Raw genomic sequence first — 22,817 nt, 5'->3', positions numbered from 1 at the left:
GGAATCCAGTACTATGATAGAAAGATCAAAGAAGGAGCGAACAGTATGAATCCATTCTATGAAGAAGTCTATGCGCTGGCGCGGCAGATCCCTTTTGGTAAAGTCGTCTCCTATAGTCAGATCGCATGGAAATTGGGACAAATCAACGGTGCGCGGGCAGTCGGTCGAGCGATGCGCTTGAGCCCTCAGGATGTCCCTGCCCATCGAGTCGTGCGGGCAGATGGCGTCTTAGTTGGTCCTACCGCCAATGTGCGAAAAGCAGCACTCGTCGATGAAGGGGTGGTCTTCAAAGCCAGTGGTCGTATCGATATGAAGGCTTGCAGTTGGTCCATGAGCGAGATCGCTCCCGCTCAAATGAAGGAGCCGTTATGAAAAAACGTGAATTTATCGTACAAGATCTGTTGAGTAAAATCTATCAGGAAGAATTTTCTGCCGGCAAACTACCCAACCAAAGAACCCTTGCGCAAACCTATGGCGTTTCTCGGTTTACGATCCAGCAAGCAATCAAAAACCTTGAAGAGATCGGGATCGTCAAAGTGGTACAAGGTTCAGGGATTTTTATCCATGAAAAATGGGTCAAAAACCCAATGATCTTTAATTCCTTGACCCGCACCCCTTATGACCGAATCCGCTCCAAAATGATTTCCTTGAATAGGGCGGCAGCAACGTTGGATGAACAGCAGATTTTCCAAATAGGCCCAGACGAGGAGGTCTGGACCTTTGAACGAGTGCGGATCGTTAATTACAAAATCGAACAGCTGGAAACCTCTAAATTGCCTGTCAGCCTATTTCCCGAATTGACACAAGAAATCGTGGAGCACTCGATCCAACGCTATGTCGAAAGCTGCGGGTACCGCATTTCCCACTACATCACCAGCTATACTCCCATCACCACATCGACCGCGCAATCCGGCATTTTATTGTGCAAGCGGGGGACGCCAGCAATGCAGATCAGCAATAGGGCGATTTTAGAAGACGGTCGCGTGTATGAGTTCAGTAATATCGTTGCCATTGATTATGCCGTGACCTACATCCGTCCCTTTGACCGTGAGATCCATCGCTCACGCATCGATTGATTTTGGGAAAGCAACGGTGCCAGTTGCGTCGTCTTTACCCACAGAGAACAAAAGACATCCCCTGTCGGTTGGACAGGGGATGTCTTTTGTTTTGCTTAAGGAGTGATCAATGTGCCGTCTGGTGTACGGCTCTGGGTCCATTCATGAGGACGGTACACCACAGGGAATTCCGCAGCTGCTGCTTCATCAAACGTGATCCCGATCCCACTTTTCTCGATGGGATAAAAATAGCCATTTTTTGGTTGGGGACTGCCACCAAAGACCGATTGGGTATTTGCTGGGATCGCAATCGTTTCTTGGATCGCGGCATTGTGGAGATGGATATTTAGATGGGTGTTGACGGCTAAGCCGACAGGGCTGATATCAGACGGCGTGTGCCAAGCGATCCGAATGCCCATCGCATCGCAGAAGTGAGCCAATTTCAATGCTGGCGTGATCCCACCGATTTGCGAGACATGGGCACGCATAAAGTCGATCTGTTGATTTTTGACTAGCTCTTGCCATTCCATCGGATTATTGAACAATTCGCCGGTCGCGATCGGGGTCACCGACTGGCTGCGGAGTTGCTGCAACCACTTGTTTTGATCCGGCGGCAAAATATCTTCGAGGAAAAAGAGATTAAAAGGTTCAGCGGCTTTTGCAAATTGAATCGCTTGGTTTGGATGCAGCCGTTCATGCACGTCATGCAGCATTTGGAATTGATTGCCGTATCGTTCTTGAATCGCAGCAAACATCTTCAGTGTTGTGTCCATGTAGTCTGTTTGATCAAAATAGGAACCAGCGATGGGCTGATCGGGTGTTTGCAGTTGGCTAGGATTTCCACCATAAAAGCCTAATTGGCAACGGATATAGCGATACCCCTCAGCCAAGAAGCGATCGATTTCTTGGTAAAGGTCTTCGAGATTATCTGCCACGGCATGGGTATAGGCGGGAATCGCCGTACGTGCTTTTCCACCTAACAGTTGATACAATGGCATGCCGGCTAATTGTCCCTTGATGTCCCACAAAGCCATGTCGACTCCTGAGATGGCATTGTTGGTGATTGGACCATTCCGCCAGTAAGAATTGACATTCATCACTTGCCAAAGATCTTCGATTTGATTGGCATCGCGGCCAAGTAAGAGGGGGCGTAAATACTCGTCAACGACGGTTTTTACGGCTAGTGGGCGAAACTGGAAGGTTGCGCAACCTAACCCAGATACGCCTTTGTTCGTTTCTACTTTAACGACAACAAGGTTATGACGATCAGGTTTGATCGCAAAGGCTTTGACGTCGGTGATGATCGTTGGTGTCATTTCATTCACTCCAATTTTTGTCTCTAGTTGCTATAGCCATTGAAACATGCTTGGCAACCGCTGTCAATTTGGTCTAATAAAAACTGGATATACACCATAAAACCAGTCCAATTTTTGACTGTTTTATAATAAAACGTTGATATATAGCGTTTTTATTCTGTTTTTATAAAAAAAGGACTGGTTTTACAAGTCTGTGTGAGCATGCTACTATGTGTGTGAAAACGGAAACACCTGAAAGGGCGCCCGTCAAAAGGATCAGGACCGTTAGCAAACAACAGGGGGAAAGAAAGATGACCAAAGAAGACATCGTAAAACAGATCATTAAAGATGTTGGCGGATCAGACAATATCAACAATGCATGGCACTGTATGACTCGCTTGCGTTTTGATTTAAAGGATGAGAAAAAAGTCGACTATGCGGCGTTAGAAAAAACACCCAAAGTCGTAGGAACAAAATATCAAAGCAATCAGCTGCAAGTAGTGATAGGAACAGATGTTGCTGATTATTATGCACCTTTAGCCAAAGAATTAGGTCTTGATGAAGCGAACCAAGGGGAAACATCAGAGAAAAAAGGGGCGGTCTCCTTATTTATGGATACCGTTTCTGGCGTTTTTGGTCCGATCGTTCCAGCTATCGCTGGTGCAGGAATGATCAAAGGATTGATGGCTGGATTGGTGGCTTTGAATGTCATCTCTAATCAAACAGATACCTATTTAGTGATCGACATGATCGCGAGCGGCGTATTCACATTCTTGCCATTTTTTGTTGCTGCCTCAGCCGCTCGGATTTTTAAAACCAATCAATATTTAGCGATCGCAATCGCGGCAACGCTGCAATTTCCGACGATGACCAATGCGGTAGCCGAAGGAAGCATTTCCGCCTTTCGCTTGTTCGGCGTACTGCCAGTACCCGTCTTTAACTATGCAGGGACAGTGATTCCCATTATCTTTGCCGTGCTGGCGCTCAGTTATATTTATCGTTGGGTCGATAAACTCTTACCACAAGTGCTGCGTACCGTGTTTACACCGACGATTTCGTTGTTTGTCGCTGGTATTCTGACATTAACGGTCATTGGCCCAATCAGTATCCATCTAGGAAACTTACTGGCTGCTGGCGTGGCTGGGTTATTCACTATCTCGCCTGTCCTAGCAGGAATCGTGGTAGGGGCGATTCGACCAATTGCAATCTTCACGGGACTGCACCATGCCATGACCCCGATCGCTTTGCAAAACTTCGCCAATCAAGGGTATGACATGCTGATGCCAATGATGTTTATGGCAAATATGGCAATCACCGGCGCAACAGCAGCTATCTATTTCAAAGTCAAAACCAAAGAAGAAAAATCGATCATTCTATCTTCGGCTGTTTCTGGCTTGTTAGGGATTACAGAACCTGCGTTATTCGGGATTTTGTCGAAGTATAAAAAAGCCTTTATCGCAGCAACAGTTGGTAGTTCTGTGGCTTCTGCTTTCATCAGTTTCTTCGGTGTTCGTATTTATGGGTACATTCTTTCAAGTATCTTTAGTTTGCCAGCCTATATTGGGGAATACTTTATCTATGCCGTTTTAGGGATCATCTTGGCAATCGGCTTATCCTTCGCAATGAGCTGGTTCTTAGTACCAACTCAAGCAGCAGAAGGCGATCGTTACACCAACGAAGTGGATCTGCATGCCGTGACTCATGGAGAATATGTCCCATTAGAAGATGTACCAGATGAAGTTTTTTCAACGAAAATGATGGGAGAAGGCTATGCCATCGAGTCACAAGATGGCCAAATCTTTGCACCAGTCAGTGGCGAAGTGACCACTGTGTTCCCTTCAAAACATGCCGTTGGGATCAAAACCCAAAACGGCGTGGAAGTTCTTGTGCATATGGGGATCGATACAGTTTCCCTTGGCGGTCAAGGCTTTGATGTCTTTGTCCAAGTTGGGGAGCAAGTCACTCCGCAAACCAAACTGGCACAAATGGATCTGCCTTATATCAAGCAGCAAGGCAAAGAAACCATGGTGATCGTTTTTATCACCAACATGGATCGCGTGCAGCAATTTTCTGGAAGTACTGATTTAGAAGGCAGACACCAAGCCGGTGCATTACTGGAAAAAGTCGTTTTGAATGCCTAATAAAAGAAAAAAGATGAGCTTCGTTAACGAAGTTCATCTTTTTTCTTTGCAATTAACTACGCAGCCCGCGGCCTTTTTGGATCAAGTACCAGCATACGCTGTATAAGACAACAATGAACAAGACCAAAATACCGATGGATAGGAAAATTGGGACATCGATGGTGCCTAAAAAGCCGTAGCGGAAACCAGAGATCATATACACGATCGGGTTGACTTTGGAGATCGTTTGCCAAATCGGCGGTAGCATGCTGATGGAGTAAAAGACGCCTCCAAGATAGGTCAATGGTTGTAAAACAAAGGTTGGCACGATGGAAACATCGTCAAAGGATTGGGCGAAGATCCCATTTAGCAACCCTGCTAATGAAAATAAGATGGCGGTCATGACTAGGGTTAAAACAACGATGACCCAAGAATACACATGTAATGGCACGAAGAAAAGGGAAATGATGGTCACCAATGTGCCCACCAAGATACTACGGCCAAGTCCGCCAAAGACAAAGCCCCAAATGATGACGTGGGTAGGGACCGGAGCCACTAAGAGTTCCTCAATGTTTTTTTGAAACTTCTGTGAAAAGAAGGAAGAAGACACATTAGAGTATGAACTGGTGATCGTCGACATCATGATCAGCCCAGGAACGATAAATTCCATATAAGAAAAGCCGCCCATTTCGCCGATACGGCTGCCGATCATTTTCCCAAAGATAATAAAGTATAAGGAAGTAGTGATGACGGGTGGGACGAGGGTCTGCACCCAAATCCGTAAATAGCGGTTGGTCTCTTTGACCGCTAAACTTTTTAAGGCTGTAAAATAAAGACTAAACATGGTTTTCCTCCGCTTCGTGTGCTTCTTCGGTGATTTTCAAAAATAGTTCTTCCAAGCGATTGGATTTGTTGCGCATGGAGAGGACATTGATCCCTTGCTGGCTGAATTGAGCAAAAAGATCGTTGACGCCTTGGTCTCGAGCGACTTCAACGGCGATGGTCTGTTCATCTTCCATTTGGATCGGATATCCAGTGATCGTTGGGGCTTGTTTGATCGGTGCGATATCAAAAAGAAAGGTTTCAAATTGCAGTTTTGCTAACAAAGATTTCATACTGGTGTTTTCGATCAGTTCACCAGATTGAATGATCCCGATGTTGCGGCAAAGCATTTCCGCCTCTTCTAAATAATGGGTCGTCAAAATGATCGTTGTGCCATTTTGGTTCAGCTCCCGCAAAAAGCTCCACATTTCCCGACGCAATTCGATATCGACACCTGCCGTCGGTTCATCCAAAATCAATAGCCGTGGTTCATGCATCAGGGCACGGGCAATCATCAAACGGCGTTTCATCCCGCCCGACAGCATCCGCGCACGAACATTGCGTTTTTCCCACAAATTCGACTGCTTCAAGTATTTTTCGCTGCGCTTGATGGCTTCGTTACGGGGGACACCATAATACCCGGCTTGATTGACCACGATCTGCTGGACCGTTTCAAAGGGATTGAAATTGAATTCTTGGGGAACCAGACCAATCTGTTGTTTGACTTGGACCAATTCTTTGTCTAAATCGTAGCCGAAGACTTTGACGCTTCCGGAAGATTTATTGACAAGAGAGGTGATAATGCCGATGGTGGTGGACTTTCCAGCGCCGTTTGGGCCTAACAAGGCATAAAAGTCGCCTTCTTCCACCGTCAAATTTATGCCCCGCAACGCTTCAACGCCGGTAGCATAGACTTTGCGTAAATCGGTTAGTTCTAGTGCATAGGTCATGTTTATTTGAACTCCTTCTATGTATGATGGTTTATTCTATCATTTTTTTTCAAGAAGAACCGCATGTTTTGATTTTTTCATTCGATTAGATAACGATTGTTGCTAATTGATTAAAAGTGGGAAAGAGACAAAAGAAAAAACGACCGTTTGATCGTTTTTTCGATAAAGTCGATTGTTAGCATAAATACCGTTCTGGTCGTTCTGTCTGTCCTAGTAAGTAATCGACAGAGACATTATAGAGGGAAGCTGCGTGTAGCAGCGTCAATACATCGGGTAAGCGATCGCCTGCTTCGTATAAGGTGTAATCGGGGTAAGGCACATCGAGATGCTGGCATACTTCTTTTGGGCTCAATCCGCGTTCTTCTCTTAAAAATTTGAAGCGGCATCGCAAGGTGTCTAATAAAAAAGCTTCTTCTAATGTCACTTTGCGGTCCTCCTTAAAAAAATCGCGCTTCCTTTCGCACTGTTCTCTTTTTATTGTACCAACAAAAGCAAAATATGCGAAGTAATTCACATGAAGGTCGATCGGTTTTTGTAAAAAGTGAAACAAATGACTTGCTCTGAGACGCGTTTCATACAGTATGCTTGATTCATAAAAAGGAAGGCGGGATGAAAAGATGAATACGTACATGAAGAAAAATGGTGCGGAATGTTGTTATGTAACGTTGGCTTTTGATGGACAACAATTGGTATTGACGAAACCAAAAGGGTTCTTTCAAGAACGCTTGGTAGAAATTCCGGTGGATGAGATCAGTCATTTGACATGTGATGAACACTTCGGTTCTCAGCGGATCGGTTTTATTCATCACAATGATTACTATGAATTTTATACATGTGGGTTAAGTGTGATAGACTATATGAAAGAACAATTATTCGTTTAAGGAGCAGTGAGTCATGGCAAACATTCGGGATATTGCACGCTTGACCGGTTATTCGGTCTCCACAGTTTCACGAGTCATTAACAACAATCCGTATGTCAGTGAAGAAAAGCGTCGTAAGATCCTGGCTGTCATGGAAGAGGTCAACTATATTCCGAATTACACGGCACGGGCATTGAGTGTTGGCAAAACCAAAAATATTGGTGTGATTCTGCCATTTGTCAATCATCCGTACTTCGATCGCTTGTTGAGCGGCATCACGACAGCAGCGTTTGCCCGGGGTTATAAGGTGACGCTTTTAGCCACGAACTATGATCCGCAAGTAGAGGAAGCGTATTTGCAAGAATTTGCGGCGAAAAGCTTTGATGCCTTGATCATTGCCTCGCGGGCGAATCCGATCGAAACCTTATTGCCTTATCGTTCTTACGGTCGCATCGTCTTTTGTGAGAATATCCCGTATTTGACTGACGGCTGCACCTATATCGATCGAGAGGAATCGATCAAAGAAGTCTTTACGTATTTTAAGGAACAAGGTATCCAGAAAATCGGCGTGACATTGGGACGTAGCCGTAAGCTAAGCAGCAATTCAAAAATCACGGTCCGTTTGGCTCATGACTATTTTCCGACCTTTTCCGAAGACTTGATCTTTTGGGATTGTTTGACGGAAGAAGATGGCAAAGAAGCAGCTGCTTATTTTGCAGATAAAGGGGTCGAAGCGATCTTCACCAATGGGGATCATGTTGCAGCTGGGATCCAGTCGCAGGCGCCGGGAGAATGGCTTGTGATTGGACGGGACAATTTATACATCAGCGAGCTGCTGCAGCTTTCAACGATCGATCATCACTTGCAAGCTTGCGGGGAGACTGCCGTCCAATTGGCGATAATGGAAAAAAGCGGCAACTATCGCATGCCCTATGAGTTCATCAAACGATAGCATAGACGAAACGATGCGCAAACAAAGCCCCTGAGCGGGCAGTGCTTGCGCATCGTTTTTTTAATGGGATTTGGTGTAATGGTCAATGATCTGTTTCAACAGCTGGGCGCTGCCGACACCCGCTTTTTGATCGTAATAGGCGGTAAAACGCTCGTCTTGAACGTACATTTCCCCTAAAGATCGGTGATATTCTGCTGAGTAAAAGGGCGCTGCTTGTTTGAGCCATGCTTGATGCGCAGCAAAAGCCATTTGGGCTTTGTCAGAAGGGATTCGTTTCCCTTCCTTTTCATTCAACAGCTCTTTTATCAGCTGCAATAAGCGGTTTTCGTTGTCGGTCAGTGCTTGATAATCGACTTGGGTCATCTGCTGCCACTTTTGGTTGCTTTGTTCGATGATTTCCTCACCGTAGGCTTCTCGTAATTCGGCACCGTAGTTCGCTTCGTTTTCACGAATTTTTTGTTCCTTAAAATAACTGAATTTCTCTTGATCGGTCATGGTCTTTTCTCCTTCATAATAATCAATTGTTTGCGCTAAGGTGGTCAAAAGACTGTCCAGGGCTGCTCGTTCTTGTAAAAGCTGTTGGTAATGCTGCAACAAGACCGTTTGGATCGATGCTTGCGGCTCATCCAAGATTCCGCGGATCGTTTCTAATGACAGCCCAAAAGACTTAAAATACAAAATCTGCTGCAGGCGATCGACTTCCTGCCTCCCGTAGATACGGTAACCAGCTGAGTTGGTGCGTTGCGGTTGTAACAACTTGATCTGATCATAATACCGCAGGGTACGACTGCTGACTCCTGACAGTTTGGCTAAGGCACTGATCGTATATTCCATCGGCTTTTCCCTCCTTACACCTGTATCCTAAAGGTTGACGTAACGACAAAGTCAAGAAAATTTTTTTTGCGTTTTTTTAAAATGTGCTATAATTATAACAAAGAAAGGAAGATAAGATGCAAATAGTTTTTTCTGATATTGATGGGACGTTTCAAGAAATGGGGCACCCGATTCATGAGATCAATAAAGAAGCCATCCGTTGTTTGCAAGCCCAAGGGGATCACTTTGTGTTTGTCACAGGGCGAGGATTTGAGCTTGTTCAAGATATGATGGCGGAAGAAGGCCTTTCCTGCGATGTGATTTTCGGAAACGGCGCCGGTCTGATGATAAAAGGAGAAGCGCCTGTTTTGACGCATACCTTACCCTATAAGACATTGGCACAAGTGATTGGTATCTTAGAGACAGAAGAGGTTTTTTATTTCTTACATACTGACCATGGCATCATTTCCCCACAAGCGCATTTGTATGAAGCGCAATTTCAAGAAAGCCGTAAGCAGTTACTCGCGGAGTTAGGGGAGCGAGGACAAATCATCGCTGACTACAAATATGAGTTCTTTTACAACGAATGTCTTCATAAAGACGACGTGCTGCAGTTTATGAAGGAACATCCAGAGATAAAGGTCATCAAAATCGAACTGATGGAAGCGTCAGACGAAAAAAGAGAACGGCTGCGGGCGATGATCCAATCAGAAACGGCTGCGATTTTTCAATCCTTTGTCCAAACATTGGAGATCGTTGATCCATTGGCGACCAAAGGTGCCGCGATCCGTTCCTTCTTAGAAGCTTTTCCCGCTGCCAAAAGCTACGGGATCGGTGATGGTGAAAATGACCTTGCGATGTTTGAAGCGGTGGATGTTTCTTTGGCTGTAGCAAATGCCAGCCCAGCGATCAAAGCAGTTTGTGATCGAACCATTGAGCGCGCGGAAGACGGCGGTGTTGGCCGCTTTATTTTAACAGAATTAGTTTCGAGAGAGGATGTTGTGCATGAAGTTGATTGAAACCCCAGTAAACCAAAATCTAAATATGGAAACTTTTTACCCGAACATCTCCAAGTACCTATTCGACAAAATAGCGATCAAATACTATAAATTGTACTCGCTTGATCGGACGCAGATTCTCTATGTGGATAGTTTTGATACGATTTCTTTAGTATTGATCAACAATAAAAAGAAAATCAGTCGGGAAGAAGTCGACACAGCGATTCATCGTTTGCTGAAGGTCGATCGCAAAGACGTGACCGTCAATGTTAATATTCGTAAAGAAATGGAAGCAAGAGGCATTACCTTTTCTAAACCGAGAAAAGATGTCATTCTTGTTCAATTGCCTGTGAAAGAACACTAGTTGAAAGAAGTTGGGACATGCACGTTGCAAGAGTAATCAAACGTTGAACAAAGGGGCGACCTTATACGAGCGCGTAAATAATGCGCAATAAGTAGGAGGTTGACCCATGCTTTGAGCAATTTGTTCTCAGGTGGATTGTCTTGTACTGGCAAAAACCCAACTTTTTTTTGAAAAAACAAGATTTTCTGTCTTTTGTGTTTTTTTTGCTATAATGAGAAGAAGTAAGCTAGAGGGAGTAAGAACATGCAGAAATTATTTAAAGATGACAGCTTGACGCTACACACCGATCTCTACCAAATCAACATGATGCAAACCTATTGGGAGTTAGGCAGAGCCGATCGTAATGCGGTGTTTGAATGCTATTTCCGTGACATGCCTTTTGAAAACGGCTATGCGATCTTTGCCGGTCTGGAACGATTGATCGATTATTTGAACGATTTATCCTTTTCAGAAACGGATATTGCCTACTTGCGAGAAATCGGCGGCTACCCAGAAGCCTTTTTAGAGTATCTAAAAGAGTTCAAGTTTGCTTGTACCGTTCGTTCAGCGTTAGAAGGCGATTTGGTCTTCAACAATGAACCGATCATTCAAGTAGAAGGGCCGTTGGCACAAGCGCAGCTGATCGAAACGGCGTTACTAAATATGGTCAATTTCCAAACCTTGATCGCCACGAAAGCTGCCCGCATCAAATCCGTGATCGGCACGGATCCCTTGTTGGAATTTGGTTCACGGCGGGCACAAGAATTGGATGCAGCCATTTGGGGGACTCGAGCGGCCTATATTGGCGGAGCGGATGCGACGAGTAATGTGCGAGCAGGGAAGATTTTTGGCATCCCAGCCAGCGGAACCCATGCCCATTCCCTCGTGCAATCCTACGGCAACGACTATGATGCATTTATGGCATATGCCCAAACCCACAAAGATTGCGTATTCTTAGTCGATACCTATGATACATTGCGTTTAGGTGTGCCAAATGCGATTCGTGTGGCCAAAGAGATGGGGGATAAAATCAATTTCTTAGGTGTGCGGATCGACAGCGGCGATATGGCGTATATCTCGAAAAAAGTCCGTGAACAGCTGGATGAAGCGGGATTCACGGAAGCCAAAGTCTATGCTTCCAATGATCTAGATGAAAATACGATTCTAAGCTTGAAAATGCAAAAGGCTAAAATCGATGTGTGGGGTTTCGGCACCAAGCTGATCACCGCTTACGATCAACCGGCATTAGGTGCGGTTTATAAACTGGTTGCCATCGAAAATGAGCAGGGAGAAATGATCGACACCATCAAATTATCCAGCAATGCCGAAAAGGTTTCGACCCCTGGGAAAAAACAAGTCTGGCGGATCACCCGTAAATCGGACGGCAAGTCCGAAGGCGATTATGTCACGTTATGGGAAGAAAATCCCCAAGCAGCAGACGAACTGTTCATGTTCCATCCTGTTCACACTTTTATCAACAAAACAGTGACGGACTTTGATGCGCGACCATTGTTGCAAGACATCTTTGTAGATGGCCAGCAAGTGTATCAAGTGCCTGACTTAGAACACGTCAAAGCCTATGCGACGAATTGCTTGGATTCCCTTTGGGATGAGTACAAACGTGATTTGAATCCACAGAAATACCCAGTCGATCTCTCGCAAGAATGCTGGGATCATAAAATGCGCACGATTGAAAAAGTACGCAAACAGACCAATGGCGCGATTTTGTAATCCGCAACTGCGCTGGTCCTAAGATCAGTCAGCTGCTTCAAAAAATAAGAGGAGGCGTTTCTATGACCATGCAACAAGAAATTATCAAAGAATTAGGAGTCTTACCGACCATCGACCCGAAAGAAGAAGTTCGTAAGAGTATTGATTTTTTAAAGGCGTATCTGCAAAAGAATCCGTTCTTGCATACGTTTGTCTTGGGGATCAGTGGTGGACAAGATTCGACGTTAGCCGGCCGAATCGCGCAATTGACGATGGAGGAAATGCGTAGCGAAACCGGGAATCCCAACTATCAGTTCATAGGGGTACGCTTACCTTATGGGGAACAAGCAGATGAAGAAGATGCCAAAAAAGCCATTGAATTTATCAAACCAGATATTGAGCTGCGGGTAAACATCAAAGCCGCCGTCGATGCCCAAGTGCAAGCGGTGGAAGAAGCAGGCTTAGCGGTTTCTGACTTTAATAAAGGCAATATCAAAGCCCGTCAACGGATGATCACACAATATGCCATTGCGGGTGAAAAAGCAGGGGCTGTTCTGGGAACAGATCATGCTGCGGAAAATATCACCGGCTTCTTTACGAAATACGGCGATGGCGGTGCCGATATCTTACCACTGTTTCGTTTGAACAAACGCCAAGGTCGTCAACTCTTGCAATACTTAGGCGCGCCAGAAGCGTTGTATACAAAAGTCCCAACTGCGGACTTGGAAGATGGCAAACCTTTAGTGGCAGATGAAGCAGCTTTAGGAGTGACCTACAACGACATCGATGACTATTTAGAAGGCAAGGAAATTGCGGATGAAGCCCAACAAACCATTGAAAACTGGTGGAACAAAACGCAACACAAACGCCACTTGCCAGTCACGATTTTTGACGATTTTTGGAAATAAACGAAACCAGTGATTCCGTTCCATTCAGATAGAAAGAAGAGTCTAGGGGGCAAGAAACCTTAGACTCTTTTTATATGAGGGTTGCTTTCTTTAAAAATAACAAAAGCTTCTTGCCCTGGCTTTACTTTCTTGTCCTGAAAGCATAAAATACGGGGGTACCTAGAACGTGTAGAAAAGGAGGAATGTTCCTTCGTGAAAATAAATAGCCATCCTTATCTGAAGATCGCATTAAAAGGCATCGCCATCGTCCTGTTGATCATTTTCAGTAATTTATATTTGCAATGGTGTCAAAACAATCTTTCCGTTGAATTAGCCTTGAAATTTGCCTTTTCGTGGCATACAGCAAAGTTTTTCTTGGCTTGTGGGGTGTTACTGCTGGTGTATGGGGTGTTTGCCAGCTTGGCAGGTTCGGTACTGATCGGGGGCATCTTTTATAGTGTCGTCATCGGAATCTTAGGATATGCCAACCACACGAAGATGGTCTATCGCCAAGAACCAATCTATCCCGATGATTTAAAGATGGTCACTCAATTCGACCTTCTACGAACTATGATCGGCAATGGCGCCTTTTTCTTAGCCATCCTCTTCGCTCTGGCGGCGATCGGAGCGATCGGCTGGAGTATCTATCGCAGCCGCAAATTAAACCGGCGTTTGCAAGTGATGCGAGGGGCAGTGCTGGTCGTATGCTCGCTAGGCTTAGTCTATGTTTCTCACTTCAACGACAGCAACAACCTTTTACGCACAGCCTACAATCAGACCGCACTTTGGATTCCTTATTCACAAAAAATGAACTATTACAATACGGGATTTATCGGTGGTTTTTTGTACAACTTGCGGGTAGATGCCATGACGAAGCCTGAGGGGTATTCAAAAGAAGCGATCCAAGCGATTGCGGACACCTACAATGCACAGGCGGCGGAGAAAAACCAAGACCGTGAAAGTGAAGCACCAAATATCGTTTATGTGATGAGTGAGAGCTTTTCCGACCCGAGCCATTTAAATGGCTTGTCGATCACCGGCGATCCGTTGAAAGACTATTACCACGTCGCCGATCAAACCATCAGTGGAAAAATGCTTTCGCAAAATTATGGGGGCGGTACGGCAAACATCGAATTTGAAGCGTTGACTGGTTTTGCCATGGGCCTATTGAATCCGCAAATGACAACGCCTTACACGATGCTGGTGCCGAAATTGACGCAACTGCCATCCTTGGTTTCTTTCTTGGAACAATCAGGGTATACGGCAACGGCGATCCATCCTTACGATACATCAATGTACAAACGCAAGGATGTCTATGGGGTGATGGGGTTTGAACAGTTTATCGATCAAGATACGATGACCTATACCGACAAAATCGAAAATAATCCTTACATCTCTGATGAGGCGGCCTACAAAGAAGTGCTGGCATTGTTGGAAAACGATCAGCAACCGCAATTTGTCCATTTAGTGACGATGCAGACCCATATGCCCTATGCTGGCAAATACGATACGTTGAATTACCAAGCGAGCGGTCCTGGCAATATGGCTTCTTTGGAAAACTACCTGCAGGATATCTCTTATAGCAGTACAGCGTTGAAAAACTTTGTGGCTGAATTAGAGCAGCTGGATCGGCGAACGCTGGTCGTCTTTTGGGGCGATCATTTACCAGGCATTTATGCCGATGAAATCAAGGATCAAAATGAAACGGCTGCCCTGCATGAAACCGAGTTTTTGATGGTTGATTCGCAAGGGAATTTTGCGCCAGAAGATGTACCAGTAACAAGTCCTTTTTATTTTGCACCGAACCTATTAGAAGCCAGTGATCAACCAACCAGCGGGTTTTACCAGTTGTTGTTGGCCTTGCAAGATGAATTGCCGGCTTTTGAACTGGGTCAATATTATCAAGAGGGACAATGGCAGACGACTCTTGCGTTGGATCAAGAAGCCCAAGAAATCTATGATGCCTATAGTTTGATCCAATATGATGTGCTACAAGGAGAGCAATACAGTTTAACGACTGGTTTGTTTGACTAAATGAAACATAAAATAGCGCCTTATCCTGTGACTGACACTGGGATAAGGCGCTTTTGTTTGTGTGAAGTTATAATTCCTGCCATTTACGATTTTGATCAAAATCATTGGCGGCGTAGTAGGCGTCTTGAACGATCGTTTCAGGGTAGCCCATGACTTTTAAGAGGGCGATCGCGTTGCGGCTCAAGGCAGGACCGGATTTGACCTTATAATCAAAGGAGATGCCGTCATCTTCCGTGACTTGTTCAGAAAAATGAATGTTGCGGCAATCATTTTTCAAAATTTCAGTCAGCTCAATATCATGAGTAGCGACAAAGGCCAATGATGGGTAGGCTCGCAACCAATGGATGATGCTGGCAGAAGAAGCGATTCGTTCCACCGTATTGGTTCCTTTTAAAATCTCATCAACAAAACAGTAGCAGCGCTGTTTCGTGGCAACGGTATCTAGCAGGCGTTTGATGGATTTGATCTCCGCCACGAAATAGCTGTCGCCTTCAAATAAATCATCTTCGACAGCCATCGAGGTAATAACGTGACCAGGAACCATCGTAAAGGTTTCAGCTACTGCTGTCTGGATCGTTTGTGCCAAAATACAGTTGATGGCGACACTTTTGACATACGTCGATTTGCCTGAGGCATTGGAGCCAGTTACAAGGGTATTGTGGGTCCAAGTGACATCATTCATGACTGCTTCACTCAGAAGGGGATGATACGTACCCGTTGCTTCTACACCTCCGCTTGTTTGGAAGGTCGGTAGGCAAGTGATGGGCATATACGTGCGAAAATTTAAAATGGCAGCTGCGACTTCCAATTTTCCCAGCAAATTCCACAGATCGATGGCTGCTTGTTGGTGTTTGGACAGAGTAGTGGTGACCGTTTGATAGGAAATAAACGGCAGCATAAAAATGATATTGATGTATTCAAACAACATGTCTCCTTCGCTGCCGTTTTTGGCACGAAATGAGAAAGCGAAACGAGTAATCTTCTTTAATGGTGCCAAGGATTGTTTGATCTCATCTTGGAGGGGTGTGTTGATTTTAGCAATCTGACTGCCACAGGCAATCGTTTGAACCAAATAACGCATACTGTTCAGTTCTGTTTCCAGCTTGGCTTTTTTGATGGAGTAATAGATCGTATTGAAAACGACACTAACCAACGTCAACAGGATGCCTTGGACAAACCCCAGCAGGAGCAGCAAGATGCCGACTAACGGCAGCAAACCTAAAAAGACAAAGAAAGGCAGAGAACCGATGGATTGCGCCGCTTCATTGGCCAAGTAGGCTTTCGAAAAATTATCATCTTGTTTTCCTAAACGAGCAAACGTATATTGGGATTGTTCGCGTGCGGCACTGTCAGCAGCAAAAAAGTCGATCAATTTGGTCAGCTGTTTGTCCGTCTTGAAGCGAAAATTGCGTAATTGCTGGTACAATGCTTCTGACCCAACACTAGAAAACGTCAGATTAATGGACTCAAACAACGAAAAGCCATCCAAGTCATACCAAGTGATGTCATCGATCTCACTATCAAAATCGTGAAACTTCTTCTCAGTCAGCCAAGCCTTTTTCAAACTCGCTTCTTTATCAAAGCGGGGCTGACGGGGAAGCTTTCCCCAAGCAAGCCGAACGTAACGGCGTACTTTGTATCGATTCCAGATATCTAGTGCGGTCAAGATGAGAATGCTGGCGAGTATGATCAAAATGACCATCGTTTGTGGTTCCATATGCAAAAGTCCTCCTAATGGCTAATGAATGCTGGCTAAAGTTAAGTGTTGCTGTGGGCAGGATCGATTTCTTTCAAACAAGCATAGATCCGTTCAATATCTTGGGTCGTGCCTCGCAGCTCGAAATCCGCTAAGAACGGGATCGAAAATTGTTCCGCATATTGCTTTGCGGTCAAGCAATATTGATAATTGAAGTTTTTGTTGCCACTGCCGATCACGCCTAAGCAAAGAGCTGCGTTGTTTTCATAGTCAATGTATTCCCGCATGGTTTCTGTGAGAATCTCCTGATCGCCGTTATCGACGCCATTTCCACCTTCTAAATAGGTAGGGACAAAAACCACATAAGGTTCGTCTTCTTGTTCAAACACACTGTTGTCATGAATTTCTTTGGCTTCCCAAGTACTCGGAGTGTCTTGCTGATCCGCATAGGCCAACAAGCGGTTGACGAATGCACGAGTATTTCCAGAGATTGAAATATAAAGTAGTTTCATTTTTTTCATCACCTTCCGCTTTCTAGTATAACAGAAACCATTTATGAAAAGAGGAGAACTTCGGCAGTCTTTTCTAGTAAAATGCAGCCAAAGGCTTTAAACTGAGAGAGGAGTCCAATACAAAGGAGTGACAATAATGTTTTCAAAAATGCATCATGTGGCGATCATCGCCAGTGATTACCAGCAGACCAAAGAATTTTATGTAGAGAAATTAGGCTTTGAAGTGATTCGTGAACATGCGCGCCCAGAAAAGAAAGATGTAAAAATCGACCTGCGCTTTGGGGAATCAGAAATAGAACTGTTTGTGGTGGAAAACCCACCAGCAAGACCAAGTTTCCCCGAAGCAGCTGGCTTGCGGCATTTGGCATTTGCGGTGGAAAATATTGAAGCAGTCGTGGCAAAGTTAGCCGCCAAAGGAATTGCGTGTGAACCGATTCGTTTCGATACCTTTACGAATAAGAAAATGACCTTTTTCCAAGATCCAGACGGCTTGCCGTTGGAATTGCATGAATAAATAAGGAAAACTTTGTGTGGATCCTTTGTCGATTCAACTTGGTTTTTCTTGAGAGAATTGTTATTCTATGTATAGAAGCAAGGAGGAGAAAACGTGATAAGATTTGCAAAAAAAGAAGATCGCTTTGTCATGGCTGAACTCGTTTTAGTCATTTTAAAGGATATGGAATTGCCCTTTGTCAAAGAGATCGGTGAAGCAAAGACCTTAGAGATCTTGGCAGATGCCATGCTAGAACCCGACTATCGTTACGGCTTTCGCCGTGCGTTGGTCAATGAGATCGACGGGGAGGTTGCTGGGGTCGCCTTTGGATATCCAGACAAAGAAGAGGCGACGATCGATCAGCCTCTAGATAAAGTGCTGGAACAGTACGGTTTGAGTAAAGACATGAAGCTGTTTATCGATGAAGAAACCTTACCAAATGAATGGTACTTAGATACCATCTGTGTGGCTGAGAAATTTCGCGGTAAAGGTGTCGGCTCAGCCTTATTAGAAGCGTTGCCGAAAATTGCTTCTAGAGATGGCTATGAGGTGATCGGCTTGAGTGTTGACCGAGCAAATCCCCATGCGAAGCGGCTCTATGAAAAGCATGGCTTTGAAGTCGTGGCCCAAAGAGAGATCAGTGGCCACCTATACGACCATATGCAAAAAAGAACCAGCTGATTTTTCAGCTGGTTCCATTTGTTAGTCGAAGCTCAAGAGGATGGTCTTTCTTGCGGTGCCGATTGTACAGCCAGTAATCCATGACGGCAGCGATACAGATGCAGACCGGTGCATCCCGATCATCGACGACATCCAGTACATAATAATCCCCCGTCAATAAGGTCGCCTTATCCATTTCCATGATCTTTTTATTGAAATGATGGATCCCATAGCGATGATTGTAGATATCGCCGTGGACCGCCCAGTGAAGCTGCTGGATATAGTAGAAATCACCCGGCCAGTTAAAGATTTTTTGCAGTGTACCGACTTTCTCAAAGTCTTTGTAGATCTCAAAGCGCGTACCAAAAGTAAAACTGATTTGTTTGATACTAGCGACCATTTGCCCATTCAAGCGGTAAAGGGAAAGAGCATCGCCCTTAGTTCCCCAACGGCCCACCATTAAAAACAGTGATTTGCCTGTTTCATCTTTGACAATGGTGCGTGTGACTCTACTAAGTTGTCTGTCTTGGATGAAAAATTCTGACATACTTACGCCTCCTCATGTATCCCCAAAAAGCTGCGTGATTTAAAGATTTTCATCAATTGCCCGAACGATCGCTTTGCCGACACCAGACTCAATATTGGTGTCTGTCAAATACTTCGCGGCTTCTTTTACCTCTAGCTCGCCATTTCCCATTGCAAAACTAACGCCTGCCAGTTGCAGCATACTTACATCATTTAAGTTGTCACCGATCGTCATCACTTCCTCCAGTGAGATCATCCGATCCTCAGCGACATGCGCCACTGCGATTCCTTTTTGCGCGTTTCGGTGGTTGATCTCAATATTGTTTTGTCCAGAAGAAGTCACCACTAAATCGCCGTACCCATCGATGATTTTCGTGATAGGACCCAATACCCGCGCACCATCTTGATGGAAGCAGATCACTTTCAAAAATTCTAATTCTTCGATCGAAAACAACTCACTGAAATCATCGACATAATTGATCGGTAAAAATTCCAAACGGGCTGCTGTCATAGCGATCGCCATCTTATGGGTTAAATGGGGCATTGCTTCTGCCGTGTGGATCGCAAAATTTTCGATCCGACGTGTTTGGCTTTCCGAATAGATCCCATTGCTTGTTGAGATCTCAAAATAGATGTCGTTTTCTTTTAGTAGGTCGATCAACGAACGAGTTTGTTCATGGCTGATCGGCACAGTGAATAATGAATTGCCCGCTTCGTCGTAGACTTGGGCACCATTCAAGGTGATCATTGCACAGTCGATCCCGGCTTCTTGCAGCGGCGGCAAAGCCTCTTTGCGGTTACGGCCAGTTGCGACCATAAATTCGATTCCTTTGGATTGGGCATATTTGATTGCTTGGATATTTTCTTCTGAAATCTGCATACTAGCATTTAAAAGCGTACCATCCATATCAGAAGCAATTAATTTGATCATTGTCAGCGTCCTTTCTTAATCGTTTCTACAAATAGTGTACCATAAATAGCGCATTTTTTTTCTTTCGAAGAGTAATTCTTGTTTCTAAGGGGAGGGATTTGTTATCCTAGAAGAAAACAAAGGAGATTCGCCATGAAACGACTATTGGACAATGATTGGCAAGAACAATTGCAGGAATCATTTGAGCAGCCGTACTACCAACAACTGCGGGCTTTCTTAAAACAAGAATATGCCCAGCAAACGATCCATCCAGCAATGGATCATATTTATGAAGCCTTAAAACTGACACCATACCATGACGTGAAAGTTGTCATCTTAGGTCAAGATCCTTATCATGGCCCTCACCAAGCCCACGGACTGTCGTTTTCCGTGCAGCCGGGTGTCAAAATACCGCCTTCGTTGCGGAATATTTACAAAGAATTAGCTGATGACTTAGGGATTCCACCTGTGTCCCACGGTTATCTCGTACCTTGGGCGCAACAAGGGGTCTTATTGTTGAATACCGTGTTGACAGTACGTGAAGGGCAAGCCTATTCACATCACGGGCATGGCTGGGAGCAGCTGACTGATACGATCATCGAAAAATTGAATCAACGAGAAGAACCGGTCATTTTTGTGCTTTGGGGCAAACCCGCCCAAAAGAAAGCCGCTTTGCTAGATACTAGCAAGCATATTATTATAACAGCGCCTCATCCAAGTCCGTTATCAGCGCATCGAGGATTCTTTGGTTCGAAGCCTTTTTCTAAGATCAATCAAGCATTGCTGGCGTTAGGGGAAGAACCGATTTCCTGGGCGTTGCCAGAAAAAATAACACAGTTGTAAAACTGTGTTATTTAGAATGAGTGAATTTGTGAAAAAGGTAACTATATTTAAAATAATCGACTAATACAGGATTTTTATCTGTTCTTTTTTTCGCAATTATTGTACAATGGAAGGGTATAAAAAAACTGGAGGTCTTTACCCGTGGAATTATTCGAAAGTTTAAAATTTAAAATCGTGCGTCGTCATATCAAAATCGTTTTTCCTGAAGCAACAGATCCTCGTATCCTAGGTGCTGCTAGCCGTTTACGTTCAGAAGAATTGATTGAACCTGTTTTGATCGGTAACCCGGTTGAAATCGAAAAAGCAGCGGAAGCTCGCGGAATCAACGTATCAAACTTTGAAATTTTAGATCCTGAAAATTATGATCGTTGGGATGAAATGGTTGAAGCTTTTGTGGAACGCCGCAACGGCAAAGCAACCAAAGAACAAGCAGAAGAAATCTTAAAAGATGTCAACTATTTCGGTACAATGTTGACTTACATGGGCATTACTGAAGGAATGGTTTCAGGAGCGATCCATTCTACGGGTGATACAGTAAGACCCGCTTTACAAATCATCAAAACAAAACCAGGTGTGAGCCGTACAAGTGGTGCTTTCTTAATGGTTCGTGGTCGTGACCAAGAAAAATACTTGTTCTCAGACTGTGCCATCAATGTAAACCCAACTGCACAAGAATTGGCAGAAATCGCTGTTGACTCAGCGAAAACCGCTGAATTATTTGAAATCGATCCAAAAGTTGCTATGTTAAGCTTCTCAACGAAAGGGTCTGCGAAAGCACCAGAAGTAGATAAAGTCGTTGAAGCAACAAAAATCGCCAAAGAATTGGCACCAGAATACCAAATCGATGGAGAATTGCAATTCGATGCTGCGTATATCTCAGCAGTTGCGCAATTGAAAGCTCCTGAATCTGAAGTAGCAGGTAAAGCAACCGTCTTTGTTTTCCCAGATTTACAATCAGGAAACATTGGTTACAAGATCGCCCAACGTTTCGGTAACTTTGAAGCGATTGGACCAATCTTACAAGGGTTGAACAAACCAATCTCTGATTTGTCTCGTGGTTCAAATGAAGAAGATGTCTACAAATTATCAATCATTACTGCGGCACAAACACTAATGGAAAAATAAGTAGCCAATCGCTGCACTTATGAAAAACTGATCCCTTGAGGGTCAGTTTTTTGTTTTGCTCTTGGAAAGTTGAGGGCAGCAAAGGAGGAAGTGTGCGCAAAAGCAACGATCCAGTGATCGTCGGGAAATTTTCCCTAAGCTCCTTCTTTACAATTCCTTGAAAAACAAGCTATACTAGCAACTAGTAAATTAGATTGATCAAAGGATGGGGACTATGTTTACCATTAACGACTTAGAAGCAACCGCAGCATTTGCAAAAATCATTGGAGAGGCAGCCGAGCCAGGGGATAATCTGGTATTGACGGGCGATTTAGGTGCTGGCAAAACAACCTTGACGAAAGGCATCGCCTTGGGGCTAGGGATCGAGCAACTGATCAAAAGTCCGACCTATACGATCATTCGTGAATATACCAATGGACGGCTACCGCTATACCATATGGATGTCTATCGGGTGGAATACGGTGCAGATGATTTAGGACTGGATGATTATTTCGAAGGGGATGGCTTGTGTGTGATCGAGTGGGGCAATCTCTTAGAAGCCTCCCTGCCAGAGGATTATTTAGAACTGATTTTGGAAAAAGATGATACAGATGAACAAAAACGTCTTGTGAAATGTCATGCATATGGCACCAAAGCAACCGCCTTTTTGCAACGGATCACAACAAAATGGCAGGCAGTCCATGAGTGAGATCCAATTACAGATCAAAGAAGCCACGGGTGCTGATGCCAAAGCTGTGTTAGCAGTCAGTCAACAGCTAGGAGAAGAAACGGATTTTCTTTTGATGGACGAAAGCGGCTTGGCGTTGCCAGAAGCCTTATTGGCAGAACAGCTGGACGCTATCTATGAACGGGACGACTATTTGCTGTTGTTGGCATTTGATCAAGAACAATTGATCGCCATGGCATCAGTCAAAGGCCATGAAGAGTGGCAATTAGCCCATGTCGGGGAGATCGGTATCTCGATTTTAAAAGACTATTGGGGCTTGGGCTTAGGTTCGCTCCTGATTGAAGAATTACTGGACTGGGTAGTAGAAGTTGGCGAATTGACCCGCATCGAGTTGACCGTCCAAGCGAGAAATTTACGGGCGATCCATCTGTATCAAAAATTTGGTTTTTTAACAGAAGGCTGTATGAAAGAAGCGGTGCAAACTCGTGAGGGGCAAAAAGTTGACGTCTTGATGATGGCACGTCTTTTTGAATCATAAAAAGGAGTG

The 22,817-nt window shown here is 44.5% G+C and carries 25 protein-coding genes; 16 read left to right on the top strand and 9 right to left on the bottom strand.

The window, feature by feature from the left end; genetic code table 11:
• The first annotated feature begins 45 nt into the window (after positions 1-45).
• Positions 46-372 carry an MGMT family protein gene (locus FJU10_RS04490; RefSeq protein WP_008380664.1) on the top strand — a complete coding sequence of 109 codons (327 nt, stop codon included), beginning with the start codon at positions 46-48 and terminating at the stop codon, positions 370-372.
• Positions 369-1,076 (top strand): GntR family transcriptional regulator, encoded by a 708-nt coding sequence (locus FJU10_RS04485; protein ID WP_077451974.1) that lies wholly within the window; start codon positions 369-371, stop codon positions 1,074-1,076. Before FJU10_RS04490 ends, FJU10_RS04485 begins: the two co-directional genes overlap by 4 nt.
• A 95-nt stretch (positions 1,077-1,171) precedes the next feature.
• Here FJU10_RS04485 and FJU10_RS04480 read toward each other — a convergent pair whose 3' ends face one another.
• Positions 1,172-2,371, bottom strand: a complete 1,200-nt coding sequence (locus tag FJU10_RS04480) for an enolase C-terminal domain-like protein (RefSeq protein ID WP_140965260.1) — start codon at positions 2,369-2,371, stop codon at positions 1,172-1,174.
• Between the two features lie 290 nt (positions 2,372-2,661).
• Here FJU10_RS04480 and FJU10_RS04475 point away from each other — a divergent pair, with 290 nt between their 5' ends.
• The gene (locus FJU10_RS04475; RefSeq protein WP_140965259.1) at positions 2,662-4,491 is read left to right on the top strand and encodes a glucose PTS transporter subunit IIA; all 1,830 of its coding nucleotides are present in this window, start codon (positions 2,662-2,664) and stop codon (positions 4,489-4,491) included.
• Positions 4,492-4,543: 52 nt separating this feature from the next.
• Here FJU10_RS04475 and FJU10_RS04470 read toward each other — a convergent pair whose 3' ends face one another.
• From FJU10_RS04470 to FJU10_RS04460, 3 genes are all read right to left on the bottom strand, one after another.
• A complete protein-coding gene (locus FJU10_RS04470; protein ID WP_005228499.1) occupies positions 4,544-5,314 on the bottom strand; it encodes an ABC transporter permease in 771 nt (256 codons plus the stop codon).
• Complete coding sequence (locus FJU10_RS04465) at positions 5,307-6,242, bottom strand: ABC transporter ATP-binding protein (protein ID WP_005234114.1); 936 nt, start codon at positions 6,240-6,242, stop codon at positions 5,307-5,309. The genes FJU10_RS04470 and FJU10_RS04465 overlap by 8 nt, the downstream gene beginning before the upstream one ends.
• Positions 6,243-6,417: 175 nt before the next feature.
• Positions 6,418-6,666, bottom strand: a complete 249-nt coding sequence (locus FJU10_RS04460) for a helix-turn-helix domain-containing protein (protein ID WP_077451962.1) — start codon at positions 6,664-6,666, stop codon at positions 6,418-6,420.
• A gap of 193 nt (positions 6,667-6,859) precedes the next feature.
• Between FJU10_RS04460 and FJU10_RS04455 the strand changes: the two genes are divergently transcribed.
• Both FJU10_RS04455 and FJU10_RS04450 read left to right on the top strand, forming a co-directional pair.
• Positions 6,860-7,123 carry a hypothetical protein gene (locus tag FJU10_RS04455; protein WP_005228502.1) on the top strand — a complete coding sequence of 88 codons (264 nt, stop codon included), beginning with the start codon at positions 6,860-6,862 and terminating at the stop codon, positions 7,121-7,123.
• Between the two features lie 13 nt (positions 7,124-7,136).
• Entirely contained in the window at positions 7,137-8,054 is a 918-nt protein-coding gene (locus tag FJU10_RS04450; protein ID WP_081117944.1) for a LacI family DNA-binding transcriptional regulator, read from the top strand.
• A 60-nt stretch (positions 8,055-8,114) separates the two neighbouring features.
• Here FJU10_RS04450 and FJU10_RS04445 read toward each other — a convergent pair whose 3' ends face one another.
• Complete coding sequence (locus FJU10_RS04445) at positions 8,115-8,888, bottom strand: MerR family transcriptional regulator (protein WP_096741619.1); 774 nt, start codon at positions 8,886-8,888, stop codon at positions 8,115-8,117.
• Positions 8,889-9,004: 116 nt separating this feature from the next.
• On the opposite strand from FJU10_RS04445, the gene FJU10_RS04440 reads away from it, so the two are divergent.
• The 5 genes from FJU10_RS04440 to FJU10_RS04420 all read left to right on the top strand — a co-directional run bounded on the left by FJU10_RS04440 (position 9,005) and on the right by FJU10_RS04420 (position 14,839).
• Positions 9,005-9,886 carry an HAD-IIB family hydrolase gene (locus FJU10_RS04440; RefSeq protein ID WP_140965258.1) on the top strand — a complete coding sequence of 294 codons (882 nt, stop codon included), beginning with the start codon at positions 9,005-9,007 and terminating at the stop codon, positions 9,884-9,886.
• Complete coding sequence (locus FJU10_RS04435; RefSeq protein WP_077451954.1) at positions 9,873-10,229, top strand: DUF1827 family protein; 357 nt, start codon at positions 9,873-9,875, stop codon at positions 10,227-10,229. Before FJU10_RS04440 ends, FJU10_RS04435 begins: the two co-directional genes overlap by 14 nt.
• Before the next feature lie 243 nt (positions 10,230-10,472).
• The gene (locus FJU10_RS04430; RefSeq protein ID WP_140965257.1) at positions 10,473-11,939 is read left to right on the top strand and encodes a nicotinate phosphoribosyltransferase; all 1,467 of its coding nucleotides are present in this window, start codon (positions 10,473-10,475) and stop codon (positions 11,937-11,939) included.
• Positions 11,940-12,001: 62 nt separating this feature from the next.
• A complete protein-coding gene (gene nadE / locus FJU10_RS04425; RefSeq protein ID WP_140965256.1) occupies positions 12,002-12,826 on the top strand; it encodes an ammonia-dependent NAD(+) synthetase in 825 nt (274 codons plus the stop codon).
• 192 nt (positions 12,827-13,018) lie between these two features.
• Positions 13,019-14,839, top strand: coding sequence for an LTA synthase family protein (locus FJU10_RS04420; RefSeq protein ID WP_140965255.1), 1,821 nt, complete (start codon positions 13,019-13,021; stop codon positions 14,837-14,839).
• Positions 14,840-14,906: 67 nt separating this feature from the next.
• Here the strand turns inward: FJU10_RS04420 and FJU10_RS04415 are convergent, their stop codons facing one another.
• Together FJU10_RS04415 and nrdI are read right to left on the bottom strand one after the other, a co-directional pair.
• Complete coding sequence (locus FJU10_RS04415) at positions 14,907-16,556, bottom strand: MutS-related protein (RefSeq protein WP_140965254.1); 1,650 nt, start codon at positions 16,554-16,556, stop codon at positions 14,907-14,909.
• Between the two features lie 41 nt (positions 16,557-16,597).
• The gene (gene nrdI, locus FJU10_RS04410) at positions 16,598-17,047 is read right to left on the bottom strand and encodes a class Ib ribonucleoside-diphosphate reductase assembly flavoprotein NrdI (RefSeq protein WP_005228511.1); all 450 of its coding nucleotides are present in this window, start codon (positions 17,045-17,047) and stop codon (positions 16,598-16,600) included.
• A 136-nt stretch (positions 17,048-17,183) separates the two neighbouring features.
• On the opposite strand from nrdI, the gene FJU10_RS04405 reads away from it, so the two are divergent.
• A complete protein-coding gene (locus FJU10_RS04405) occupies positions 17,184-17,561 on the top strand; it encodes a VOC family protein (RefSeq protein ID WP_005228512.1) in 378 nt (125 codons plus the stop codon).
• Between the two features lie 93 nt (positions 17,562-17,654).
• Complete coding sequence (locus FJU10_RS04400; RefSeq protein ID WP_005228513.1) at positions 17,655-18,221, top strand: GNAT family N-acetyltransferase; 567 nt, start codon at positions 17,655-17,657, stop codon at positions 18,219-18,221.
• Between the two features lie 4 nt (positions 18,222-18,225).
• Here the strand turns inward: FJU10_RS04400 and FJU10_RS04395 are convergent, their stop codons facing one another.
• A complete protein-coding gene (locus tag FJU10_RS04395) occupies positions 18,226-18,747 on the bottom strand; it encodes an LURP-one-related/scramblase family protein (RefSeq protein WP_005228514.1) in 522 nt (173 codons plus the stop codon).
• 39 nt (positions 18,748-18,786) lie between these two features.
• A complete protein-coding gene (locus FJU10_RS04390; protein ID WP_015510246.1) occupies positions 18,787-19,656 on the bottom strand; it encodes a Cof-type HAD-IIB family hydrolase in 870 nt (289 codons plus the stop codon).
• 132 nt (positions 19,657-19,788) lie between these two features.
• Between FJU10_RS04390 and FJU10_RS04385 the strand changes: the two genes are divergently transcribed.
• The 4 genes from FJU10_RS04385 to FJU10_RS04370 all read left to right on the top strand — a co-directional run bounded on the left by FJU10_RS04385 (position 19,789) and on the right by FJU10_RS04370 (position 22,808).
• On the top strand, positions 19,789-20,478 hold the full coding sequence (locus tag FJU10_RS04385; protein WP_016608882.1) for a uracil-DNA glycosylase: 690 nt from the start codon (positions 19,789-19,791) through the stop codon (positions 20,476-20,478).
• A 141-nt stretch (positions 20,479-20,619) separates the two neighbouring features.
• Entirely contained in the window at positions 20,620-21,603 is a 984-nt protein-coding gene (pta, locus tag FJU10_RS04380; protein WP_005228517.1) for a phosphate acetyltransferase, read from the top strand.
• 214 nt (positions 21,604-21,817) lie between these two features.
• Positions 21,818-22,291: a tRNA (adenosine(37)-N6)-threonylcarbamoyltransferase complex ATPase subunit type 1 TsaE gene (gene tsaE, locus FJU10_RS04375; RefSeq protein WP_140965253.1), complete on the top strand. Its 474-nt coding sequence runs from the start codon at positions 21,818-21,820 to the stop codon at positions 22,289-22,291.
• A complete protein-coding gene (locus FJU10_RS04370) occupies positions 22,284-22,808 on the top strand; it encodes a GNAT family N-acetyltransferase (protein ID WP_010749888.1) in 525 nt (174 codons plus the stop codon). Before tsaE ends, FJU10_RS04370 begins: the two co-directional genes overlap by 8 nt.
• Positions 22,809-22,817 lie beyond the last annotated feature (9 nt).

Source organism: Enterococcus sp. OL5 (assembly GCF_006491895.1).
Classification (GTDB): domain Bacteria; phylum Bacillota; class Bacilli; order Lactobacillales; family Enterococcaceae; genus Enterococcus_D; species Enterococcus_D innesii.
This window is presented reverse-complemented; position numbering and strand designations above follow the sequence as displayed.

Bases quoted from the DNA above. Each gene is read 5' to 3' on its own strand.
- FJU10_RS04490 (WP_008380664.1), top strand. From the start codon at position 46: ATGAATCCATTCTATGAAGAAGTCTATGCGCTGGCGCGGCAGATCCCT.
- FJU10_RS04485 (WP_077451974.1), top strand. From the start codon at position 369: ATGAAAAAACGTGAATTTATCGTACAAGATCTGTTGAGTAAAATCTAT.
- FJU10_RS04480 (WP_140965260.1), bottom strand. From the start codon at position 2,371: ATGACACCAACGATCATCACCGACGTCAAAGCCTTTGCGATCAAACCT.
- FJU10_RS04475 (WP_140965259.1), top strand. From the start codon at position 2,662: ATGACCAAAGAAGACATCGTAAAACAGATCATTAAAGATGTTGGCGGA.
- FJU10_RS04470 (WP_005228499.1), bottom strand. From the start codon at position 5,314: ATGTTTAGTCTTTATTTTACAGCCTTAAAAAGTTTAGCGGTCAAAGAG.
- FJU10_RS04465 (WP_005234114.1), bottom strand. From the start codon at position 6,242: ATGACCTATGCACTAGAACTAACCGATTTACGCAAAGTCTATGCTACC.
- FJU10_RS04455 (WP_005228502.1), top strand. From the start codon at position 6,860: ATGAATACGTACATGAAGAAAAATGGTGCGGAATGTTGTTATGTAACG.
- FJU10_RS04450 (WP_081117944.1), top strand. From the start codon at position 7,137: ATGGCAAACATTCGGGATATTGCACGCTTGACCGGTTATTCGGTCTCC.
- FJU10_RS04445 (WP_096741619.1), bottom strand. From the start codon at position 8,888: ATGGAATATACGATCAGTGCCTTAGCCAAACTGTCAGGAGTCAGCAGT.
- FJU10_RS04440 (WP_140965258.1), top strand. From the start codon at position 9,005: ATGCAAATAGTTTTTTCTGATATTGATGGGACGTTTCAAGAAATGGGG.
- FJU10_RS04435 (WP_077451954.1), top strand. From the start codon at position 9,873: ATGAAGTTGATTGAAACCCCAGTAAACCAAAATCTAAATATGGAAACT.
- FJU10_RS04430 (WP_140965257.1), top strand. From the start codon at position 10,473: ATGCAGAAATTATTTAAAGATGACAGCTTGACGCTACACACCGATCTC.
- nadE (WP_140965256.1), top strand. From the start codon at position 12,002: ATGACCATGCAACAAGAAATTATCAAAGAATTAGGAGTCTTACCGACC.
- FJU10_RS04415 (WP_140965254.1), bottom strand. From the start codon at position 16,556: ATGGAACCACAAACGATGGTCATTTTGATCATACTCGCCAGCATTCTC.
- nrdI (WP_005228511.1), bottom strand. From the start codon at position 17,047: ATGAAACTACTTTATATTTCAATCTCTGGAAATACTCGTGCATTCGTC.
- FJU10_RS04405 (WP_005228512.1), top strand. From the start codon at position 17,184: ATGTTTTCAAAAATGCATCATGTGGCGATCATCGCCAGTGATTACCAG.
- FJU10_RS04395 (WP_005228514.1), bottom strand. From the start codon at position 18,747: ATGTCAGAATTTTTCATCCAAGACAGACAACTTAGTAGAGTCACACGC.
- FJU10_RS04390 (WP_015510246.1), bottom strand. From the start codon at position 19,656: ATGATCAAATTAATTGCTTCTGATATGGATGGTACGCTTTTAAATGCT.
- FJU10_RS04385 (WP_016608882.1), top strand. From the start codon at position 19,789: ATGAAACGACTATTGGACAATGATTGGCAAGAACAATTGCAGGAATCA.
- tsaE (WP_140965253.1), top strand. From the start codon at position 21,818: ATGTTTACCATTAACGACTTAGAAGCAACCGCAGCATTTGCAAAAATC.
- FJU10_RS04370 (WP_010749888.1), top strand. From the start codon at position 22,284: ATGAGTGAGATCCAATTACAGATCAAAGAAGCCACGGGTGCTGATGCC.